We start from the raw sequence: 20,786 nt of genomic DNA, 5'->3' as shown, positions 1-20,786 counted from the left end.
GTAAACGCTTTCAAAATAACATTACAGCAATTTCACTTGCTAATACCACGGCCATTCACACCCTTATTTCATCCAACTGAATGTATAAATAATTGATTTTTTATTCATCACGTGGTACCCTAGATATTATCTGACAATTCTGTCAAAGTAGATGGTCGATCTTTTTTTATCAGCTTTATCAACTTTTCTCACATTACTTATTTTTTCAGGAGGTGACGGTCATTATGACCAATGCTATGCCTAACCGAAACCAAGACATTGCCCGTTTTCGTCATGCTATGAAACAAGAGCACGACAGCTGCGGCATCGTCGCTTTTGTAGAAAAAGAAAATAAACCGTCAAAGCAAAATATCGATGATACCATTGAATCTCTCGTAAAAATGAACCACCGCGCTGGTTTTATTAACGAGGAAGGGGATGGCGTTGGTATTCACATGGATATACCGTGGCGCCTCTGGACTGAAAAATTGAGTGAAGCCGGGACTGATATAGAATTTTTAAATCGCGACGACTTTGTAGTCGGTCACTTCTTTCTTGATCAGTCTGTTGACACAGAAAATACAAAAGAAGAAATAAAGCAACTTGCCCAAGAGCAGAACTGGACACTCGTTTTTGAGAGCGACAACCAAACGAAAACAGAAGCATTAGGCCCTTTAGGTAGAAAACATGAACCTATCTTCTGGCAAGTCGCCTTTTTAACGGGTGCAGAAAAAATTAACCAAGATGCAGTGCTTTTTGATTTTACAATTCAAGCAGAAAAAAACCCAGCTATCCATGTAGCCTCATTAAGTGATTCGTATGTCGTATATAAAGTGATGGGAGCAGGGGACATTTTGCCAAAGTATTACTCTGACTTAAATAGTCCATTAGTAGCCTCCACGATGACATTAGGACATAACCGTTATTCTACCAATACGTTGTCAAACTTCTTTCGCGTCCAGCCTTTTAGTGTGATCGGTCATAACGGAGAAATTAATACGATTGCAAAATTACGTGATGAAGCGGATATGATTGGTGTTCCCCTCGTTGATGGAGGAAGTGATTCTCAAGATTTAAACCGTGTTCTTGATACGTTTGTTTCGAAACACGGGTATGGGTTGTTTGAAGCGATGGAGCTGATCTTTCCGCCGATCGTGAACGAAATGAAAGCTTATCCTGACCATTTGCAGGATTTATTTACTTATATGCGCGAAGCTTGGGGCCACTTTGCCCAAGGACCGGCGGGGATTATTTCTCGGCACGGAAACGAAGCGGTTTTTAGTGTCGATTCATTAGGATTACGACCTGTTTGGATGCTGGAAACGGATACAAGTTTCATTTTCTCTTCTGAACAAGGGATTTTTACATCCAGCACCTATGTAAATGAACCTAAACCGTTCGCTCCTGGAGAAAAAGTCGGCTTACTTCGTGGAAAAGATGGTAGGATCCAAGTTTACTGGCATGACAAATTTCAAGAAGAGGTATACAACCGGTTATCTGATCGACTGGCCGTTAAAGACAGCCGGTCGCGATTATCTACTAATATAGAAACCGATTCAGATACGGTTTACTTTAATCCCAAAGTAACGAATAACGATTATGCAGCTTACGGCTGGGATCGTGAGCACATCCAATTAATTGAGCAGATGGCCGATAAAGGTGTAGAACCCATTCGCTCACTAGGTCATGATGCACCGCTTGCTTCGATTCATCCTGGACGTAAAAACGTTGCTGATTTTATAAAAGAGAGTGTAGCGGTTGTAACGAATCCTGCAATTGACCGGGATCGTGAAATGGAGCACTTCTCTACTCGTGTCGTCCTTGGCCGTCGTCCAGCATTATTTGAAAAAGTAGATGTCTCAGTGGTCCTTGAACTTGATTCACCTCTTGTAGCAGAGGGACTTGCTGGAAAAATGTTAGAAAAAGAAGCCGGTCAGCCTTCCTATGAAGGAATTGTCTCTCACTTTCAAAAAGCAGACCTTTCCGCCACTCTTCCACTGACTTATTCAAAAACTGAATCAGTGAAGGAAGCATTGGACCGTTTAAAAGACGTTGCACTTGAAGCTGTGGAAAAAGGGAAAACACTTCTCGTTTTAGATGACAACTTGTCTCACCAAGATGAAGATCATTTATGGTTAGATCCTCATCTCGTCGTCTCGGCTATTGATCAAACGTTAACTCACGCAGAGAAACGCCGTAAATGTTCGATTGCTCTGCGATCTGGGTCCATTCGCATGCTGCATGATTTAGCGCTTGCTTTTGGGTTAGGTGCTGACATCGTTAACCCGCACCTTATGATGGCAACAGTTATTGATGAAAGTGCAGAACCTGCTGTCAAACTTTATGAGGCGATGAACAAAGGTCTTGAAAAAGTCATTTCCACAATTGGAATTCATGAACTTCGCGGTTATGGGCGGTTATTCTCTGCTATCGGCCTTAATGAAGAAATTGCTAGCGAACTTAACATCGTCAACTTCCTTGGCAGTAAAGACGTGAGCTACAATTTTGATCATATGAAAGAAGATAGTATGAACCGAGTGGAAGACTTTCATTCAGAAAAAATCCGCCCGGGTAAAACGTTCCACCTCTTTCCGCGGCTTTGGAAAGCTCTTGGAGATCTTGCATCTGGAAAGGGAGACTATAAGGCTTTCAAAGAAAAGCTGCAGGAGCAGGAAGAGAAAAACCCGATTAACATTCGTCATTTGACGGATTTAAAAGCGGTCGATTCAAAGATTGACGATGAAAAAGTCGATATTGGTGTTAGTAATCACTCTTTACCATTTATGATCAGCTCGATGTCTTTTGGATCACAAAACGAGATTGCATTTCGTGCTTATGCTGAAGCTGCTGATCGATTGAACATGATCAGTTTTAACGGTGAAGGTGGAGAAATCAAGGATATGCTCGGAAAATACCCGAACACGCGCGGACAGCAAATTGCCTCCGGACGATTCGGTGTTAACGTAGAACTATTAAACTCGTCTAACTTACTTGAAATTAAGATTGGTCAAGGAGCCAAGCCCGGTGAAGGCGGTCACTTACCAGGTTCAAAAGTAACCGATAAAGTCGCTGCTGCGCGTAATGCGACAACAGGATCGGATTTGATTTCACCATCAAACAATCACGATATATACTCGATTGAAGACTTAGCACAAATGATCACGGAAATTAAAACTGCAAATGATACTGCGAAAGTGGCTGTCAAAGTACCGATCGTACCAAACATCGGGACAATTGCTGTCGGTATCGCCAAAGCAGGTGCTGACTTTATTACATTAAGTGGCTTTGACGGCGGTACAGGTGCCGCTCGTGTTCACGCCCTTCAGCACGTAGGATTACCCGCTGAAATTGGGGTGAAAGCGGCTCACCATGCCCTTCTTGAAGCTGGACTCCGTAAAAAAGTCGAAATTTGGGCTGACGGAGGGGTAAAAAGTGCGTTAGACGTGGTAAAGCTTATGCTTTTAGGGGCAAACCGGATCGGATTTGGGACGCTGTCGATGATCGCTGTTGGTTGTACAGCATGTCGCGGCTGTCACTTAGATACTTGTCATGTTGGCATTGCGACTCAAATTGAATCGGAAGCGCAAGCGAAAGAGCATGGCCTCCGCCGTTTTGTACCACGTCAATATGACTTAGCTGTTGAAGGCTTAGAGCGGATGTTTAACGCTTTTGGAAAAGAACTTCAAGCATTGACTGCTTCTCTTGGCTTTGAACGGACTCAAGACATGGTAGGGCGCTCTGACTTACTCGAGCAAACGCGTGGGAAAGATGCGATGGATTTAACGGACCTTCTCGCAACACTTCCTGAACAGGACATTCCATCCATTGAACCTGTGCACGCCATGGAGGAAGAAAAACAGCTAGCTGTCGCTGTTGGTGCAGAATACTTGGACTCTAACGTAGAGGATCTGACTGCTTCTCGTGAATTTGCGGAAATAACCGCTGAACAACGAGTTCTTGGAAGTCGTGTTTCTTGTCACCGGGTACGTGGAAAATTAGACGGTGCTTATCGAACGTCTCCTGAAGTGAACTTAAGCTTTACAAAGGGTTCGATTTTAGGAAATGGTCTTGGTGCGTATAATAGTGACGGTGTTAATATTTTAGTTGATGGCGGTGCCCAGGACGGAGTTGGCAAAACATCCTTTGGCGGGTCGTTTTCAATCTTTAAATCCAAAGGAAAAGACGGTAAGTTTTATAATGGATCCGTCGGAAAAGGTGTCGGATACGGTGCTCAAGCAGGTACGTTTATTATTCAAGGAAATGCAGATGCAAGAGCTGGAATCCGTCTCTCTGGTGCTGATATGATCTTTGGAGGGCACCCTGTAAACACAAATCATAGCGAGCGTTCCTACAATATCGGGATCCACGCGAATATTAAAGGATTTGCCTTTGAGTACATGACGAACGGGCGAGGTTTAGTTGTCGGCGACCCTGGCCCATGGATTTGTGCCGGTATGACAGGTGGTGTCGTTTATCTTCGTCACTCTCCAGAGCACGGTCTTGATGATGCCGGGATACAAAAACGCATTGCTAAGGGCGCGAAAGTAGTCGTCGAACCTTTAAGTGAGCAGGGGCTGCAAGATGTAACGGAGATGCTGACCCTCTACCAAAGTCAGCTGTCGAAAAACGGCCAGCTTGATGAATTGAACTATATAACCGAATTGATGGAATCACCTACAGATCACTTCCGTCAAGTCATCCCAGTCAAACAACAAGCAGATCCTGCAGTCTCAACAGAGTAAATCTTTTCAAATTATTCTCACCCTTCTTTCCTTGTGGAAGAAGGGTGTTTGCGTTTACAATCGGATTTCAGTGGAAAACTACGGGTAAAAAGTAACTTGATTGTTGTCTGAAACCATTGTATAGTACGATCGAAAGTATTGTTTGAATTTAGAATTAAATCACCAAGATGACTTACTGTTCAATAGTGAAGAATGAGGCCTAATCGAGTTGTATAGGCACTGCAATTTGCCGGCCTTCCATTCGCAAACTTTTGAACCACCACTTTTAGAAAGGACTATGTCTTCAAATGAGGCTAGGAGCCCGAATTTTAAAAACTGGTTTAGCGATCACACTCGCTTTGTATATTGCCACATGGCTTGGGTTCGATCCACCCGTTTATGCTGCATTGGCTGCAGTCTTTGCGGTTCAGCCATCCGTCTACCGGAGTTTGGTTACAATTTTAGACCAAATTCAAGCCAATGTTATTAGTGCAGTTCTTGCTGTCATATTTGTTTTATCATTTGGTCATGAGCCATTTGTTGTCGGTGTCGTTGTCGTATTAGTTATTGCTATTAACTTGAAACTTGGAAAAGAATCGATCATTCCGCTTGCTGTTGTTACTGCTATCATTATTATGGAAGCACCTTCAGAGGATTTCATCTCTTTTGCGTCCTCCAGGTTTTTATTAATTATGATTGGTGTCGGTGCGTCATTTCTCGTGAACTTAATATTTCTGCCGCCTAAGCACGAGAATCAGTTGTTCCATAAAATTACCGATGCAAACGAACAGATCATCCAATGGATCCGGTTAATGACACGTCATGAAGCTGACTATAGTACGCTTAAACAAGACTTGAAAAAACTTAAAGAAGCCATCGTAAAAATGGATAACCTTTTCCTTCTTTATAAAGATGAGCGGACATATTTTAAGAAAAATGAATATTCCCGTATGCGTAAAGTCGTCTTGTTCAGACAAATGCTTCACGGATTAAGTAAAGGGATGGATATTTTACAGAGCTTGAGCAAGCATGAAAACAACATGCAGCGAATGCCTCATGAGCTCCAGGACCTTGTTAAGGATCAACTCGATGAATTAACTAATTATCAAGAACGGATTTTACTGAAGTATATCGGAAAAGTCCGCCCGCAAACGACTGAGGATCTATATGAAGAAGTCGATAGTGGAAAACGACAGCTTACCGACGTCTTTTTCAACCTTCACGAGGACAAAAGGATGGACCGGGACGAATGGATTCACTTTTTCCCTGTTGTCGCCTTGATTGTCGAGTACAGTGAAGAACTCGAACATTTGGACCGTTTAGTCGACAGCTTCTTTACGTATCATAAAGAAGATAATGAAGTCGAAATACAAGAGCGTGATTAGAACGATAATAGGAAAAAGGCAGCACCGCCATTGAAGCGATGCTGCCTTTTTTAATTTATTTAAAACCTATAATCGGAAGCTTAACTGTGTTTAATACGGGTCTGAAGGATGACTTACGTTTTCTGCTTCCTGAATGGCTGTTTCTGCATCGGTTGCACCGATTACGTTTCGATGACTATCTGTTGGCGAATCCGTTTTCTGATTAAGACCTTCCTCAACTTGCCGACCATACTCTTCGTCACACTTTTTAAAATGGGCGATCATTTCCTGCTGGATTTCTTTCCTACATGGGTGAAGAGTTTCAACCAAGTTATGAATCAGATCATCTTTTTCCCATTGAGAAAACCGTCTGAACGTTTCACCTGCTTGTCCATAGTCGTTCGTTCGGTCAATCTTCTCACGCGTCACAGGACCTTCTGCTTTAGGTTTGTGATCCTCTCCTTTTTTCGACGCTTCTTTTAGCCCGCCAATAATTGAAGGCTCGTAGTTCACATGGGGATTTTGATTTTCTCCTTGATCAACACGGTACTGCATTTGACCGTCACGTTGATTTGTAGCCACATGTTTTTTCGGAGCATTGATAGGTACTTGCAAGTAATTCGCTCCAACACGGTACCGCTGAGTGTCAGAATAGGAAAACGTACGTCCTTGAAGAAGTTTATCATCAGAGAAGTCAAGACCGTCTACAAGTACACCAGTACCGAATGCCGCTTGCTCCACTTCTGCAAAATAGTTTTGTGGATTTTTATTAAGGACCATTTTTCCGACCGGTAACCAAGGAAAATCCTCTTTATACCACAGCTTCGTTGGATCAAGTGGGTCAAAATCGAGTTCAGCATGCTCACCATCACTCATAATCTGAACGAAAAGCTCCCATTCCGGATAATTCCCTTCCTCAATTGCTTCATACAAGTCCTGAGTTCCGTGATTAAAGTTTTTTCCTTGTATGCTTTCCGCTTCATCTTGTGTAAGATTGCGAATACCTTGCTTTGGCTCCCAATGATATTTAACTAAAACTCCTTCCCCTGCTTCATTCACCCATTTGTACGTATTTACACCCGAACCTTGCATAAATCGGTAGTTAGCCGGTATACCCCAAGGTGAAAATAAAAACGTAATCATGTGCATCGCTTCTGGACTTTGTGAGATAAAATCAAAAATACGCTCTCCGTCTTGAATATTTGTAACTGGATCAGGTATAAAAGCATGAACAAGATCAGGAAATTTTAACGGATCGCGGATAAAAAAGATCTTTAGGTTGTTTCCAACAAGATCCCAGTTCCCTTCTTCCGTATAAAATTTCACCGCGAATCCTCGAGGATCCCGGAGCGTCTCTGGGGAATGACGACCATGGTTTACTGTAGAAAATCGAACAAAAACGGGTGTCTGCTTCCCTTTTTCCTGAAATAACTTAGCACGGGTATATTTCGAAACTGGTTCATCCCCTGCCGTTCCATAAGCTTCAAAATAACCGTGGGCACCTGCCCCGCGAGCGTGAACGACACGTTCGGGAATTCTTTCCCGGTCAAAGTGACTGATTTTTTCTAAAAAGTCGTAGTTCTCAAGTGTTGTCGGTCCACGATTTCCAACAGTACGAACATTTTGATTGTCGGTTACCGGGTGTCCTTGCCTAGTTGTAAGGGTATCTTCGGTCTCATTATCAGCAGTACGCCCATCTAAAGAATCGCCTGTGCCAGAGACGTTTGTACCGAAATTTTCATTCTCATGATCGTTTTTGTGAGTCATTTTGTCACTCCTTTTGGTATCGATGTACATATGGTATTTTGACCAAAAACTTCGATAATATCCATTGTTTACCACACTTTAAAATGGCCATTCTTCTGAAATTGTCACCCATCGACTTAAATATCCGTGATGACCCAATGACCAGTGGCTCCATCACCATGATCCCGAATCTAAATAAACAGCCTCTCACATGTGAGAGGCTGCTTTTGTTTTTTTAATTCAACTGTTGAACCTGAAACAATTTATGGTACGCTCCTTGCCTTATCATCAGCTCTTGATGGCTACCTTCTTCTACGAGGCGGCCGTTTTCTATTAAGAAAATTCGATCAGCATGAGTAATCGTCGACAATCGATGAGCAACGATGAACGTCGTCCGATCTTTAGCAAGTTCAAATAGCGATTGCTGAATGAGCTGTTCGCTCTCTAAGTCCAACGCGGATGTTGCTTCATCAAAAACAAGAATCTCAGGACTTTTTAAAAATACGCGGGCTATAGCTAAGCGCTGTTTTTGCCCACCTGAAAGCTTCACACCACGTTCACCGATACTTGTGTCATACCCTTCAGGCAAATTTTGAATAAATTCGTGAGCATTAGCGGCTTTTGCTGCTTCGAATACTTCCTCATCGGTTGCATCCGGCCTTCCCATTAAAATATTGAATTTGACTGACTCACTGAAAATGACGTTATCCTGAAGTACCATACCTACTCTGTCACGGAGGCTTCTTACTTGATAATCGCGTACGTCTTTTCCATCGATCATAATTCGACCATCTGAGACATCATAAAAACGGGGAATCAAACTCATAATCGTACTTTTTCCGCCGCCACTCATTCCTACAATAGCAATTGTTTCTCCACTATTTACATGAAAATGAAGATCTTTTAAGACAAAATCTTCATTGTCATAGCTAAAAAATACATGGTCAAACGACACATCACCACGAGGGTTTTTCATAGCGGATGCATCCTTTTTATCTTTAATGTCGTACTTTTCATCGGCTAATTCAAACATGCGATCCATTGACGCAATAGACTGTGTTAACGTCGTTGATGAGTTTACCAAACGTCGAAGCGGATTATAAAGCCTGTCCATATAGGCTACAAATGCTACCATCGTCCCTACAGTCACAACATTTTGAATGACAAGCATACCAGCAACACCAATAACGAGAATTGGGGCTAAGTCCGTTACCGTGTTTATGACAGCAAACGTTTTAGCATTCCAACGCGTGTGGTCTAATGCTTTAGATAAAAAGTTTTCATTTCTAACGTCAAATTGTCGTTCTTCGTGATTTTCGAGGGCAAAACTTCGAATGACATTCATCCCTTGAAGACGTTCGTGCAAATGACCCTGTACTTCAGCCAACGCCTGGGAGCGATCTCGTGTGAGTGTTCGAAGTCGCGTGTAAAAGTACTTGATCGCTAGTCCGTAAAACGGGAGAAGTACTACAGCGACAAGGGTAAGCAAAGGATCCATTGTAAGCATAATAACGATTGCTACAATAATCGTAAACATATCAAGCCATATATTCATCATTCCGGTTATGATAAAGTTTTTCGTTTGCTCTACATCATGAATGACGCGTGAGATGACTTCTCCGGATTTGTTATTTGAATAAAAACGTAAGCTTAGCTTTTGAAGGTGGGTAAATAATTGATTCCGGATGTCATAAAGAATTTTACTCCCTGTCCACTGTGCATAGTATTGCCGGTAATACTCCACTGGAGGCCTTAAGAAAATAAAAATGAAGAGGACGCCCCCCATTAGCCAGTAAAGCTGGGTTAATTGTTCGTTCGTCGTAAGGCCGTCCGCTCCAATAATATCATCAATGACATACTTCATTAATAAAGGAATAATGAGAGGGAGCCCAAACTTCACCATCCCGATAACTACCGTAATTAAAATCTGTTTCCAATAAGGTTTAACAAACTGTAAATAACGTTTTATACTGTCCATTCGTTCAAGTCACATCCCGTCTGCTTTCCAATGAGCGGTTTCATTATTGTTTGTAAAGAAAAGCTCAATCACTCAAATGGCTAGAAGACATTTTTTAGTGAATAATGTTTCACCATAAAAGAAGCCGGCTTACGTATACCCGTTTCGCCGGCTAGTGGTTCATATTTCTTTACAACATGCTTGGAGCTAGCGATGTTGGAGAAAACGCTCGTACCAATATTCAATAAACCCCGGCTCAAAGGGACCTTTTCGTTGACTAATCCATTGAACGAGTTCATCCACACTTCTTCGGAGGATTACATCCACTTCTTTAGGATAGTTCATCCGTTGGCTGTGTAGCGCATATTCATCTTCATCGAGAAGCTTGTACGTCATATCAGGATAAACTTTAATGTCCAAATCATAATCAATGTACTTAAGAGCTTCTTCATCATACGTAAAAGGGGTCCCTAAGTTACAGTAAAAATAAATTCCGTCATTTCGTATCATTCCAATTGCATTAAACCAATGGTGTGCTGTGAAATAACAAATTGCAGGTTCACGTGTACGCCATTGACGACCGTCTGACTCTTTTACCATAATCCGATCATTGCCGCCGATGACTTCTTGGGAGGTTCCTTTTAGAACAATGGTTTCTTCCCAGATTCGGTGAATAAGTCCATTATGTTTATAGCTTTGTACCTGGATGTTGCTGCCTGCCATGGGAAAACTCAATGTTCTACTCCTTTCCTAAAAATGAGGTTTCGTAAAGAAAATAATTAGAGCTACGAACCGCTAAACTAACAATCTACGGCTATCATTCTAAATTTTTTGAACTACCTCTTTTTATTTATTTTCGGGCATTCGGTGTGTCACCATCCGGTCGTGTGAATGTAAATACAGATCAAAAGGAGGCTTCTCCTTTAAATAATCTTTTACCTTAAGATAATTTAATTTTCTCGCAGGATCTCCGGCTAAAACGGGCTCTTCTCCTGTTTCCAAAAAGTACTGATCACAAGCAATTTGACAAAGGTCAATCCACTTAGGATATTCCGGATCTTCAAAAATTTCAAACGTCTCTTTCGCCATATAAAAGGAGCGGTCCGGTCTGCCTCCTAGAAAATCCGTCAAAGGCTCATTATCAATTTCATGGTTATCTTTTATAATTGTACGCAAAGAAACGTCAGAATCCAACTGATTTGCATAGGTATTGACAGCAATACGCATATCCTCAACGGTAACATGGATCATCTCAACATCTTTTCTCTCCTTACGATTGTTTCCACCTTTTTTCCTTTTGAACCACACGCGCCTCCCCCCTCACCTATATTGAATCACTTCTTGCACCACGCCCTCTTACAACTTTTCTTTTACTTTTTACGCGTTCATCGCAAAGCCTTCAAAGATCGAAGCACCTTAAATATCAACTTTTTATTTTTCCTCTATTTTTCTTATTATACTATTGATTCAGTCAATTTAAAATCGATAAGTTCAAGCATCAAAGTTCGGGGGACTGTCCCCGCACAATTATAAATTCTAATTTTATAAAAAACGCGCCTTTTCCGGAATGGAAAAGACGCGCTAGGACATTTATGCAGCAGACAATTTTTGTTACTGTTGTCCTTTTGGTTGTTTTTTGGCAGATGCTTGGCCTTTACGTTGAGCAGATTGTTGGTTCTGCTGACGTACTTGCTGCGCATCTGTCTCGCTCGCAAATTCAGCCGGTTGGCCTTGAGCAGCTTGAGCAGACTGAGCGTTTTGTTGACGTACTTTTTGAGCGTTTGTTTTAGCAGCTTGTTGTTGAGCCTGCTGTTGTTGGTTTTGTTTATGAGCCATGAGTATCACCTCCACGTACATTATCATGTCCCGGTGACTTGTTTTTATCCTTAAATTGTTTACCAATTTTATTTCAAAAATGGATCATTTGTCACACATAATTATGTAGGGATGTGGTGAGTAGATAATACAGCTAACTCTATGTCAGTAATGAAATTCCGCCATCAACAATAATGGTTTGACCGCAGATCATCTTCGCTTCATCTGAAAGCAAAAATACAGCGGCGTCGGCAAGATCGTCCGGCTCAACGATTCTTCCAGCCGGAGTACGATCTTTAGAATCTTGTAAAAGTTCGTCACGGTTAGGAAAATGTGTTAACGCGTCTGTGTCTACCGCTCCACCGGATACAGCATTCACGCGAATATTACTTGGCGCTAATTCTACAGCTAAATAACGGGTTAACGCCTCAACAGCTGCTTTTGATACCCCAACTGTAGTGTAGTTTTTTAAGTAACGTTCAGCCCCTAACGAACTCAAACTGACAATTGCTCCAGTCTGTTGTTTTTCCATTCGTTTCGCAGCTTCCTGAGAACAGAAAAGCATCCCTTTATTATTAATGTTCATCGTCCAGTCCCAGTGAGACTCCTCTAGTTCCATAATAGGTCGTAATACGCCAGATGCAGCATTATTAACGAGTACATCCAAACGACCAAAATATGCGTCAACTTCCTCAAACATCTCAATCACTTTTTCCTTTTTTGAAATATTTGCTTTCACTGTTAAAACATCAGCACCAAGTTCGCGAAGCTCTTCTGCCGTTTCTTCAGCCTTAGAGCGACTTCGTGCATAGTTAATCACGATATTATAACCTTTTTTAGCTAATTTAATGGCGATTCGCTTACCAATACCTCGACTGCTTCCGGTAATGAGAGCTACTTTTTTTTCGTTCATAATCATTTCCTCCTCTTGCCTGTCATTCAGGATTTGTCTATTTTTACACTTCATTATATCGTATATCGCTCCTTGTCACTAGAAACACTATAAGGGACCGGTAACAGAATGCCATGATACCGGTGAAAGAGGAGGCTTGGAGAATGTATGTAGGTCGTGATATGACGGAATTGTCGATGATGGGAAAAACGGACTGGACGGATAAAGAACTCGCATTTTTCCATCACAACCTTCAACAAATTGCACCATACCTCAACTCTGAAGGAGTAACGATTCACCGAGAAATCGTTAAAGAAATGATGAACCGTGGAGGAGTTAACCAACAAGAAGCTGATTGGACGAGCGGAAGTCGGACCCATTACGATTAATCTCCTATCACGAATGACTGCTTTAATCAGGACGAGTATAACTTGTCCTGATTTTTTCATTGGACTTATTAGGGCTACAATACTTTTTTTGAACAACCTTCCTTGGAATGGGTGACGTTTGCTCGCAAATTACTTAAACTAGTGATAAGCGTAATTATAAAGGAGAGTGAGATGATTGAAAGCAGTTGTATATCATAATTATGGCGGACCTGAAGTTTTAGAGTTAACGGAAATAGAAAAGCCCACCCTCAATGAAAATGAGGTCTTAGTTAAAGTTGGCGGAAGTGGAATCAATCCAGTTGATACATATTTCCGGAAAGGAATCCGTCCTGTTAGCAGCTTCCCTTTTGTTCCACATCATGACCTAGCCGGTACTGTTGTTGAAACAGGTAATAAGGTGGAGAACGTTCAAAAAGGAGAACGAGTATGGGCTACAAGTGTCGTTGGCGGAACAGCTAGTGAATACGTAGCAGTACCTTCAGAAAAGCTGTTCTCTCTTCCAAAGCATATTACTGAAGCTGAAGGAGCAGCGGTTGCTATGGCATTTATGACCGCCCATCTTTCCTTATTTTATCGTGCCCAATTAAAAGCAGGGGAAACAGTACTTATTTACGGAGGAGCAGGAGCAGTTGGCAATGCCGGAATACAACTGGCAAAAAAATTCGGTGCCCATGTTATTGCGACTGCAGGTAGTAACGAAAAAGCCCAGCTTTGTCTAGATGCTGGTGCAGATCATGTCATTTCCTACAATGAGGAAAATGTCGTGGAAAAAGTAGCTAAATTAACGAACGAATCAGGGGTTGATGTCATTTTGGAAATGTCACTCAGTGAAAACATGGAAGATGATTTTGAAATGATAAAAGTCGGCGGACGCGTGGTGGCGATCGGCTCACCTGAAAATAATACACCAGAGCTTCCATGGCGTAAGCTTAACCAAAAACACGCGACACTCATGGGCGTACTACTATTTACCACTCCACCCGAGGAATTTAGAAAAGCCGGTGAACAAATATCGAAGTCACTAAACGACAAAAAAATCAAACCACATCTAGCCAAAACTTATACCTTTGAACAAGCGTCAGAAGCCCATCAAGCACTCGAAAACAAAATATACAACGGCAACATCGTCCTCATCCCATAATTTCACACAAAAGTTCGGGGGACTGTCCCCCGAACTTTTGTTTTTTATGAAGGCGCAAGGAAGAGTGCGCCGTATAGAAGTGAGCCGATAATTACGTATGCTGGGTGAACTTTCCATTTTTCAAGCAGCAAAAAGCTCGCGACCAAGAGGATTCCTGTTTGCATCCAACCATTATCGATATAAGATGTTGCGAAAAAGCGGTACGTCATGACGCCAAGTAAAACGGCAATTGTCGGACGTACGATCATGGATAACCTTTTTACTTTTGGTGAATCTTTAAATTTGTACAATAATCCTAGTAGCACAATCATCAGAATAAGAGATGGCGCAACCGTAGCAAACACACCAATACTAGCGCCTACTATACCACCCTCCATATAACCAATATACCCAGCCATCTTTGTGGCGATCGGCCCTGGCAATGCATTGCCTAAAGCCAGTACTTCACCAAACTCTTCTACGCCCATCCAGTTATAGCGATGAACCACTTCATACTCAATTAACGGGATGGTAGCGGGACCGCCCCCATAGCCAATAATACCTGGAATAAAGAAAGCGAGGAATATTTCCCAATATACCACTACATGACTCCTCCTTTCTCATGCTCTTGCGACGGCTTCTCTTTTTTCAAAAACACAAAGAGCAAGAGGCCAGCGATCACAAATGCGGGATGCAAACCTAGGCCACTAATAAACAATATAGTGAGCCCGACTAATAAGAGGCTGTAACCTAACCCAAGACCTTCTTTTGACTTCGAAAAAAACTGCCAAGTTAATACCGCAAGCATCACGCCTACTACTGGTAGTACCCCATTTGTCATCCCTTGGACCCATGGGTACTCTCGAAATGAAGCGAGTGAAACTAACAATAAGATCATTAACACGATGGTAGGTACGATCGTTGCTATGATGGCATTAATCATGCCAGAAATTCCAGCTACCCTGTACCCGATATAACCTGCCATTTTTGTTGCAATTGGTCCTGGTAAGGTATTTCCAATTGCCAATGTATCGGAAAACTCCTCACTATTCATCCACGCGTACTTTTCAACCACTTCTTTATGGATTAACGGAATGGATGCTGGGCCCCCACCGTAGCCCAGCATCCCTACTCTAAAAAAAGCCAAAAATAAATCTCGTTGCGTCAAAATATTCCCCTCACTTAAAGTCAAAAATTCATCATTAATGAGTATTAAAAAAGTCTGCAAAAATTAAGGTGCAACCAGTTACAATCTCTAAATTCTCTGTATCGCACATAATCTTTCACCGGACAATTTGGACACCCTATTAATTAATATGCCGAAATACTGCCGTCAGTTCGAGACTCTGTTCCTCCAGCCAAAACGCCAGTTAAAGGATTACGCCAAATAATCTGCCCGCGTCCAAATCCACCGCTCATGTGAGCAACTTGAATGTCATGCCCCCGACCCGTAAGCTGCTGAGCTAATGGTGCCCCGTAACTTTGTTCAAGCATAACTGTTTTTTCTTTCATCCATTGCCAGCGCGGTGCATCGAGTGCCGCTTGCGGATTTAAGCCAAAGTCGATCGTGTTCATGACCACTTGCATATGTCCTTGTGGTTGCATAAAGCCACCCATTACGCCAAAAGGACCGACAGCTTCGTTATCTTTCGTTAAAAACCCAGGAATGATCGTGTGGAACGTTCGTTTTTTCGGTTTTAAAGCATTGTCGTGCATCGGATCCAAACTGAAATTGTGTCCGCGATTTTGAAGCGCTATCCCTGTTTCCGGCACCACTATCCCTGAACCAAATCCCATGTAATTACTTTGAATAAACGATACCATGTTTCCTTCACTATCTGCTGTTGCTAAATAAACGGTACCACCTTTTGGAGGCTCTCCAGCAGAAGGGTACAACGCATGATCTCCAATCAGCTCACGACGCTCTGACCCATATTGAGCTGATAGTAAATCGCTTGTCTGTACACTCATATGCTCTTCTTCCGTAATGTATTTCTCCCCATCAACAAACGCCAGCTTCATTGCTTCAATTTGTCGGTGTAATGTATCTTCATCGTCTCGTCCGGAAAATTGATCATCTTTTAGCATATTTAACGCCATTAACGCGACTAACCCTTGGCCGTTTGGAGGGATTTCCCACACGTCATAGCCTTTATAATTGACCGAAATTGGGTTTACCCACTCAGGCTTGTAATCTGCTAAATCTTCTGCGCGCAAAAAGCCGTCATATTTCTTTGAAAAAGCGTCAATTTTATCCGCTAATTCACCGTTATAGAAAGCTTTACCATTTGTTTTTCCAATTTTCTCTAACGTTCTGGCATGGTCTTCTGATTTCCACAGTTCACCGGCTTTTGGCGCACGACCTTCAGGTGCAAAAGTCGTAAACCAGTGAGCAAATTCTTCCCCTTCCAACTTGCTTCGGAACGCTTGCTCTGCTTTCTCCCAGTAAAAAGCGAGAGTCGGGCTTAACGGAAAGCCTTCCCGAGCGTATTTCACTGCAGGAGCTAAAACGTCCATAAGTGGTAATTTGCCGAATTCTTCTGATAATTCAGCCCATGCTGCTGGTGCTCCCGGTACTGTCACAGGAGTTAGGCCATACTTCGGCATTTCCTCATGACCTTTTGCTTTCACACGATCAATCGAAATGTCAGCCGGAGAAGGACCACTCGCATTTAGCCCGTGAAGTTCTCCTTTTGTCCAGACGAGGGCAAATGCGTCTCCACCAATGCCGTTACTTGTCGGTTCAACGACTGTTAAACATGCAGCCGTAGCAATCGCAGCATCAATCGCATTTCCCCCTCTTTTTAAAATGTCTAAACCAGCTTGTGATGCTAACGGTTGAGATGTCGCCACCATACCGTTTTGTGCATATGTAACCATCCGTTGCGATGGATAAGGATAATAACCACTATCAAATTTAACCATACCGTTTCTCCTCCTAATTAATTTTACTTTTTTCTTATACTAACATAGTTCGAGTTTCGAATAAATTGAAAAGTTTGTCATATTTTTATTTTCAGTGTAAATAATCTTTAGGCTCTTCATCCAACTTCAGGCTCTTCTCCCGACTTTGCGGGCCTATATCGGCGGAATTTAATGACATATCAGCGGAAATGGGACAGATATCGGCGAAAATAAGACCAATATCGAGGATTCGACAAACACCGCGCTGTCTATTAAAAGAGCGTTAGAGTTGCACTTAACGACTTCAAGCCTTCCTCCCACGTTTTCACAAATTTTCAACGAATACATACTCATACTATGGGGGAGGGAATGGCGTGAGAAGAAATATTATCTGGGGTGTCGATTCGTCTTCAAGTGTAGACCAAGAGTTATATGACTGTGTAGTTGGGAATTTTGGACAGCCTGACTTTTGGGGCAGGTATCTTAATACTATACCGAATGTTAGCGAGGGCTTGACAGCCGAAGAAATAGCCTTTATTAAGGAAAATGGAATGAAATTGTTACCGATATACAATAACTTCCAAGAGGCTTTAGGGTACAGGGAGGGGACTGTGGCCGCACGCAATGCCATATACAATGCAGAGAGGTTAGGGATAGACCAAGGTGTATTCATTTTCGCTAACATAGAAAATTTTTTTGAGATTGATGCCGATTGGCTTATAGGATGGGCTGATGTTTTTTTCGAAAGCAATTATCGACCGGGGTTCTACCATGATCCAATCGAAGGGGGGTTCAGTGCTGCATATTGTGAGGCTGTGGAGCGTAGCGAAAACGTTAGGGTCCAAACCGTATTGTGGAGCGCAGAGCCTGAGCCTGGTGTTACACCAAAAGCCAATCACCCTAGTTATAACCCTGCATCACCGGATTGCCCAGTGAATGTTTTTGCATGGCAATATGGTCGCGATGCAGAAATGTGTCCGATAGATACCGTGTTAATACAAGAGCAGCTTTATAATGATTTGCATTAGTCACTCAGATAGAAAAGTACTGTGCAAAACCGCAAGTGATATCGCTTTGATTTCACTTGCATCTTTTTAATAAAACAGTAATTCAGTACATAAAGAGCTTTTACGACCATGTGCATGAACGAAAAACTTTTCTCCTCCCCTTCGACGTCATTTACCTTCCAATGAAGTGCCAGTATTTTTTTATATCGATCGTTTAATCTATAAATGAGTGTTCAATTAGGAGAACAAAAAAGGGTCAAAGCGTGGTCGACTAAAAGCGTCGCGACAGCTATTTACCGGGACTTTTTGAACATGCTCTATAAGGTCATAGGGAGGTGAAGGAAGAATGGCACTAGATGTACTGTGCGAAGTAAACAATTGTGTGCACAATAGAGATGGTAAAAAATGTGGCGCCTCTGAAATTTTTGTAGTAAGTCATAAAGGAAAAAAAGCCTCTTCCCAAGAAGAAACTGATTGTAAGACATTTGAACCATCTGATTTGTAATTGTAAAACAGTAAGGCAGCCCACAAAGGAGCTGCCTCTTTAATATTAGCGACTGACTCGTTAGAAGACAGCTTTCTAAAAATTCGCCCTTGATTGTCCACCATCAACATTAAGCGTGGCACCGACCACCCAGTTGGCCTTAGGTGAAGCTAAGAATGCGACAACATTAGCGACTTCTTTTACATTGCCAAATCGGCCTGCAGGAATCTCTGACTTAACAAAAGCGTTAATTTTGTCAGGATCTTCTTCCAAACGCCGTTGCCAGTTACCAGTAGGATGCAGTATGGACCCTGGAGCAACACCATTTACTCGAATTCCATCCTTAGCCACCTCATCCGCTAACGACTTCGTAAAGCTGATCATCGCTGCTTTTGCACTGTTGTAGGTTGGTTTTCCACCTGACTCCCGGCCGAAAACTGAAGAAATATTAATGATGGAGCCACTGCTGCTTTCTCTCATATAAGGCACAGCGAGCTGGCTGAAATGAACGGCCGACAAATAGTTTAAATCCATTGCATCTTTAAACTGTTCGAGGGATGTTTCCATCGTTTTTCCACCACTGCTTCCACCTACATTATTGATGAGAATATCGATCGTACCAAACTCTTCGATAAATGCGTTGAACAAGTTTTTACGATCTACTTCATTTTTTAAATCCGCTTGAAATGTTGCCACTTCCCCTAGGTCCTCTTTGGCAGACTTTAATGATTGTTGTGTACTAGCAGCAATCGCAACTATAGCCCCCTCATCAAGAAAGGTCTTAGCAATCCCTTTTCCAATTCCTTTCGACCCGCCAGTTACGAGTACCTTTTTTCCTTTCAATTCTAAATCCATTACAGTGCCTCCTTTACTACCTTGTCGATAATTTTTTGGTGTGATACCGGAAACGGGTACCAATCCACTTCTTCTTTATCCACCCATTTTAAATGAGAAGAAGCTTCTTTCTGGCCCTTTACAACGCACTTACCTTTGTATACATCAATTTCCCAGACAATGTGGGAAAAAACATGTTTCACGTGCTGAACTTTTTCCAAATCATCAGGTTGCGCATCTCGATCACTTAAATGCTGAGACAGCTTGGTAACGTCATCAGACATTTCATCTTCACAGTTTGGAAATTGCCAGAGCTTAGCTAAGAGGCCTGTTTCAGGACGTCGTTCAATCAACACCTGTCCATGCTGATTTTCAATAACAGCGGCTTTCATAAATTTCGTTTTCGGCGGCTTTTTTTTCGCTTTGACTGGTAGAAATTCTTGTACGCCTTCTTCACGTGCATTGCAATGATCTTGAACCGGACATAGCATACACGATGGGGAGCGCGGGGTACACACTAATGCACCAAGTTCCATCAAAGCCTGGTTAAAATCAGCCGGTTCTGTATGGACGACCAACTCTTCTATAATCGATTCGAACCGTTTTCTCGTTTTCACTTTACTTATATCGTCATAGATCGTTAAAAGCCGCGACATGACACGCATGACATTTCCATCAACAGCAGCAGCAGGCTGATTGTATGCAATACTTAAAATAGCTCCAGCCGTATAGGGTCCAACACCTTTTAACGTTGAAATTTCATCTTTTGTATCGGGTACAATGCCACCATAGTGTTCTGTCACTTCTTTAACAGCATGCTGAAGGTTTCTCGCCCGCGAATAGTAACCAAGTCCTTCCCACGCTTTAAGAACGGTTTCTTCTTCAGCACATGCAAGTGCATCAGGAGTTGGAAAAAGTGAAATAAACCGCTCAAAATAAGGGATCACCGTATCTACTCGTGTTTGCTGTAACATAATTTCCGAAACCCAAATCTTATAAGGATCCTGATCTTCTCTCCAAGGTAAAGCTCGTTTGTTTTCTCGATACCATTTCACTAAATCTGTGCAAAATTTATGTAAATCAAATGCTTGCAATGATTGATCCATATCTTTGTTAACTCCTTTTGTTCCCGTTACTCCGTTTTACGTTGTATAAAAGCCCAGCAGTGGACTTTTTCAATGCCCCCGACCACGACAGAATCAAGCTTGGAGAAAAGCTGGTGCTCCAATGTACAACGCATCTTTTTCATGCCATGATAGTGACTCATCGTTGGGAGTTGAAACATCTCAACGTATAGGTTTTTTTGATCAGCTGCTTCATACCAATCCACATCCGTTGCCTCATAATTTTTAAGGGCTGGGAGGATCTCTTTCATGAGAGCTTCATATTGCTCTGTACAGTCGTCTTTCACTTTATATTCAAGAAAAATTTGCAACTTGTCATTCATCGTCCATTCTCCTTTTGAAATTGGTTGTTTTCGGGTATGACTATAGAAGAGATTGACCAAAGAGGCTTATTTCTCCTCATTTTAAACACTCCGTTAGATGATACAATTTCAGTTATCTATCGATTTT

The 20,786-nt window shown here is 42.1% G+C and carries 18 protein-coding genes; 6 read left to right on the top strand and 12 right to left on the bottom strand.

Annotated elements, in window-relative coordinates:
* The first annotated feature begins 224 nt into the window (after positions 1-224).
* Positions 225-4,721, top strand: coding sequence for a glutamate synthase-related protein (locus CDZ94_RS18605; protein WP_096439711.1), 4,497 nt, complete (start codon positions 225-227; stop codon positions 4,719-4,721).
* Between the two features lie 287 nt (positions 4,722-5,008).
* Entirely contained in the window at positions 5,009-6,085 is a 1,077-nt protein-coding gene (locus CDZ94_RS18600) for an FUSC family protein (RefSeq protein ID WP_096439709.1), read from the top strand.
* Positions 6,086-6,175: 90 nt separating this feature from the next.
* Here the strand turns inward: CDZ94_RS18600 and CDZ94_RS18595 are convergent, their stop codons facing one another.
* The 6 genes from CDZ94_RS18595 to fabL all read right to left on the bottom strand — a co-directional run bounded on the left by CDZ94_RS18595 (position 6,176) and on the right by fabL (position 12,495).
* A complete protein-coding gene (locus tag CDZ94_RS18595; protein ID WP_096439707.1) occupies positions 6,176-7,831 on the bottom strand; it encodes a catalase in 1,656 nt (551 codons plus the stop codon).
* A gap of 214 nt (positions 7,832-8,045) precedes the next feature.
* Positions 8,046-9,788 (bottom strand): ABC transporter ATP-binding protein, encoded by a 1,743-nt coding sequence (locus CDZ94_RS18590; RefSeq protein WP_096439705.1) that lies wholly within the window; start codon positions 9,786-9,788, stop codon positions 8,046-8,048.
* A gap of 186 nt (positions 9,789-9,974) precedes the next feature.
* Positions 9,975-10,502: a nucleoside tri-diphosphate phosphatase gene (gene ntdP, locus CDZ94_RS18585; protein WP_096439703.1), complete on the bottom strand. Its 528-nt coding sequence runs from the start codon at positions 10,500-10,502 to the stop codon at positions 9,975-9,977.
* 111 nt (positions 10,503-10,613) lie between these two features.
* Entirely contained in the window at positions 10,614-11,075 is a 462-nt protein-coding gene (locus CDZ94_RS18580) for a DUF3939 domain-containing protein (protein ID WP_096439701.1), read from the bottom strand.
* A 303-nt stretch (positions 11,076-11,378) separates the two neighbouring features.
* Positions 11,379-11,603: a gamma-type small acid-soluble spore protein gene (locus CDZ94_RS18575; RefSeq protein ID WP_096439699.1), complete on the bottom strand. Its 225-nt coding sequence runs from the start codon at positions 11,601-11,603 to the stop codon at positions 11,379-11,381.
* Between the two features lie 139 nt (positions 11,604-11,742).
* Entirely contained in the window at positions 11,743-12,495 is a 753-nt protein-coding gene (gene fabL / locus CDZ94_RS18570; protein ID WP_096439697.1) for an enoyl-[acyl-carrier-protein] reductase FabL, read from the bottom strand.
* A 143-nt stretch (positions 12,496-12,638) separates the two neighbouring features.
* On the opposite strand from fabL, the gene CDZ94_RS18565 reads away from it, so the two are divergent.
* A complete protein-coding gene (locus CDZ94_RS18565) occupies positions 12,639-12,863 on the top strand; it encodes a hypothetical protein (protein WP_096439695.1) in 225 nt (74 codons plus the stop codon).
* A 175-nt stretch (positions 12,864-13,038) separates the two neighbouring features.
* A complete protein-coding gene (locus tag CDZ94_RS18560) occupies positions 13,039-14,004 on the top strand; it encodes an NADPH:quinone reductase (protein WP_096439693.1) in 966 nt (321 codons plus the stop codon).
* A 44-nt stretch (positions 14,005-14,048) separates the two neighbouring features.
* Here the strand turns inward: CDZ94_RS18560 and CDZ94_RS18555 are convergent, their stop codons facing one another.
* The 3 genes from CDZ94_RS18555 to CDZ94_RS18545 all read right to left on the bottom strand — a co-directional run bounded on the left by CDZ94_RS18555 (position 14,049) and on the right by CDZ94_RS18545 (position 16,908).
* A complete protein-coding gene (locus tag CDZ94_RS18555) occupies positions 14,049-14,585 on the bottom strand; it encodes a chromate transporter (protein WP_096439691.1) in 537 nt (178 codons plus the stop codon).
* Positions 14,585-15,151 (bottom strand): chromate transporter, encoded by a 567-nt coding sequence (locus tag CDZ94_RS18550; protein ID WP_096439689.1) that lies wholly within the window; start codon positions 15,149-15,151, stop codon positions 14,585-14,587. The genes CDZ94_RS18555 and CDZ94_RS18550 overlap by 1 nt, the downstream gene beginning before the upstream one ends.
* A 143-nt stretch (positions 15,152-15,294) precedes the next feature.
* On the bottom strand, positions 15,295-16,908 hold the full coding sequence (locus CDZ94_RS18545; protein ID WP_096439687.1) for a gamma-glutamyltransferase family protein: 1,614 nt from the start codon (positions 16,906-16,908) through the stop codon (positions 15,295-15,297).
* 353 nt (positions 16,909-17,261) lie between these two features.
* Between CDZ94_RS18545 and CDZ94_RS18540 the strand changes: the two genes are divergently transcribed.
* A complete protein-coding gene (locus CDZ94_RS18540; protein WP_198546736.1) occupies positions 17,262-17,915 on the top strand; it encodes a glycoside hydrolase domain-containing protein in 654 nt (217 codons plus the stop codon).
* 325 nt (positions 17,916-18,240) lie between these two features.
* Positions 18,241-18,399 carry a DUF1540 domain-containing protein gene (locus tag CDZ94_RS18535; RefSeq protein ID WP_096439685.1) on the top strand — a complete coding sequence of 53 codons (159 nt, stop codon included), beginning with the start codon at positions 18,241-18,243 and terminating at the stop codon, positions 18,397-18,399.
* A gap of 75 nt (positions 18,400-18,474) precedes the next feature.
* Here the strand turns inward: CDZ94_RS18535 and CDZ94_RS18530 are convergent, their stop codons facing one another.
* From CDZ94_RS18530 to CDZ94_RS18520, 3 genes are read right to left on the bottom strand one after another with little or no spacing between them, the layout of a single operon-like run.
* The gene (locus CDZ94_RS18530; RefSeq protein WP_096439683.1) at positions 18,475-19,233 is read right to left on the bottom strand and encodes an SDR family NAD(P)-dependent oxidoreductase; all 759 of its coding nucleotides are present in this window, start codon (positions 19,231-19,233) and stop codon (positions 18,475-18,477) included.
* Complete coding sequence (gene mutY, locus CDZ94_RS18525; protein ID WP_096439681.1) at positions 19,233-20,318, bottom strand: A/G-specific adenine glycosylase; 1,086 nt, start codon at positions 20,316-20,318, stop codon at positions 19,233-19,235. Before mutY ends, CDZ94_RS18530 begins: the two co-directional genes overlap by 1 nt.
* Before the next feature lie 26 nt (positions 20,319-20,344).
* Positions 20,345-20,659, bottom strand: coding sequence for a hypothetical protein (locus CDZ94_RS18520; protein WP_096439679.1), 315 nt, complete (start codon positions 20,657-20,659; stop codon positions 20,345-20,347).
* Positions 20,660-20,786 lie beyond the last annotated feature (127 nt).

The organism is Alteribacter populi (genome assembly GCF_002352765.1).
GTDB classification, from domain to species: Bacteria; Bacillota; Bacilli; order Bacillales; family Salisediminibacteriaceae; genus Alteribacter; species Alteribacter populi.
Note: the sequence above shows the minus strand (reverse complement) of the source record. Positions and strands in the feature narration are given on the sequence as shown.

Coding starts and splice junctions, on each gene's coding strand:
- CDZ94_RS18605 (WP_096439711.1), top strand. CDS start 225: ATGACCAATGCTATGCCTAACCGAAACCAAGACATTGCCCGTTTTCGT.
- CDZ94_RS18600 (WP_096439709.1), top strand. CDS start 5,009: ATGAGGCTAGGAGCCCGAATTTTAAAAACTGGTTTAGCGATCACACTC.
- CDZ94_RS18595 (WP_096439707.1), bottom strand. CDS start 7,831: ATGACTCACAAAAACGATCATGAGAATGAAAATTTCGGTACAAACGTC.
- CDZ94_RS18590 (WP_096439705.1), bottom strand. CDS start 9,788: ATGGACAGTATAAAACGTTATTTACAGTTTGTTAAACCTTATTGGAAA.
- CDZ94_RS18575 (WP_096439699.1), bottom strand. CDS start 11,603: ATGGCTCATAAACAAAACCAACAACAGCAGGCTCAACAACAAGCTGCT.
- fabL (WP_096439697.1), bottom strand. CDS start 12,495: ATGAACGAAAAAAAAGTAGCTCTCATTACCGGAAGCAGTCGAGGTATT.
- CDZ94_RS18565 (WP_096439695.1), top strand. CDS start 12,639: ATGTATGTAGGTCGTGATATGACGGAATTGTCGATGATGGGAAAAACG.
- CDZ94_RS18545 (WP_096439687.1), bottom strand. CDS start 16,908: ATGGTTAAATTTGATAGTGGTTATTATCCTTATCCATCGCAACGGATG.
- CDZ94_RS18535 (WP_096439685.1), top strand. CDS start 18,241: ATGGCACTAGATGTACTGTGCGAAGTAAACAATTGTGTGCACAATAGA.
- CDZ94_RS18530 (WP_096439683.1), bottom strand. CDS start 19,233: ATGGATTTAGAATTGAAAGGAAAAAAGGTACTCGTAACTGGCGGGTCG.
- mutY (WP_096439681.1), bottom strand. CDS start 20,318: ATGGATCAATCATTGCAAGCATTTGATTTACATAAATTTTGCACAGAT.
- CDZ94_RS18520 (WP_096439679.1), bottom strand. CDS start 20,659: ATGAATGACAAGTTGCAAATTTTTCTTGAATATAAAGTGAAAGACGAC.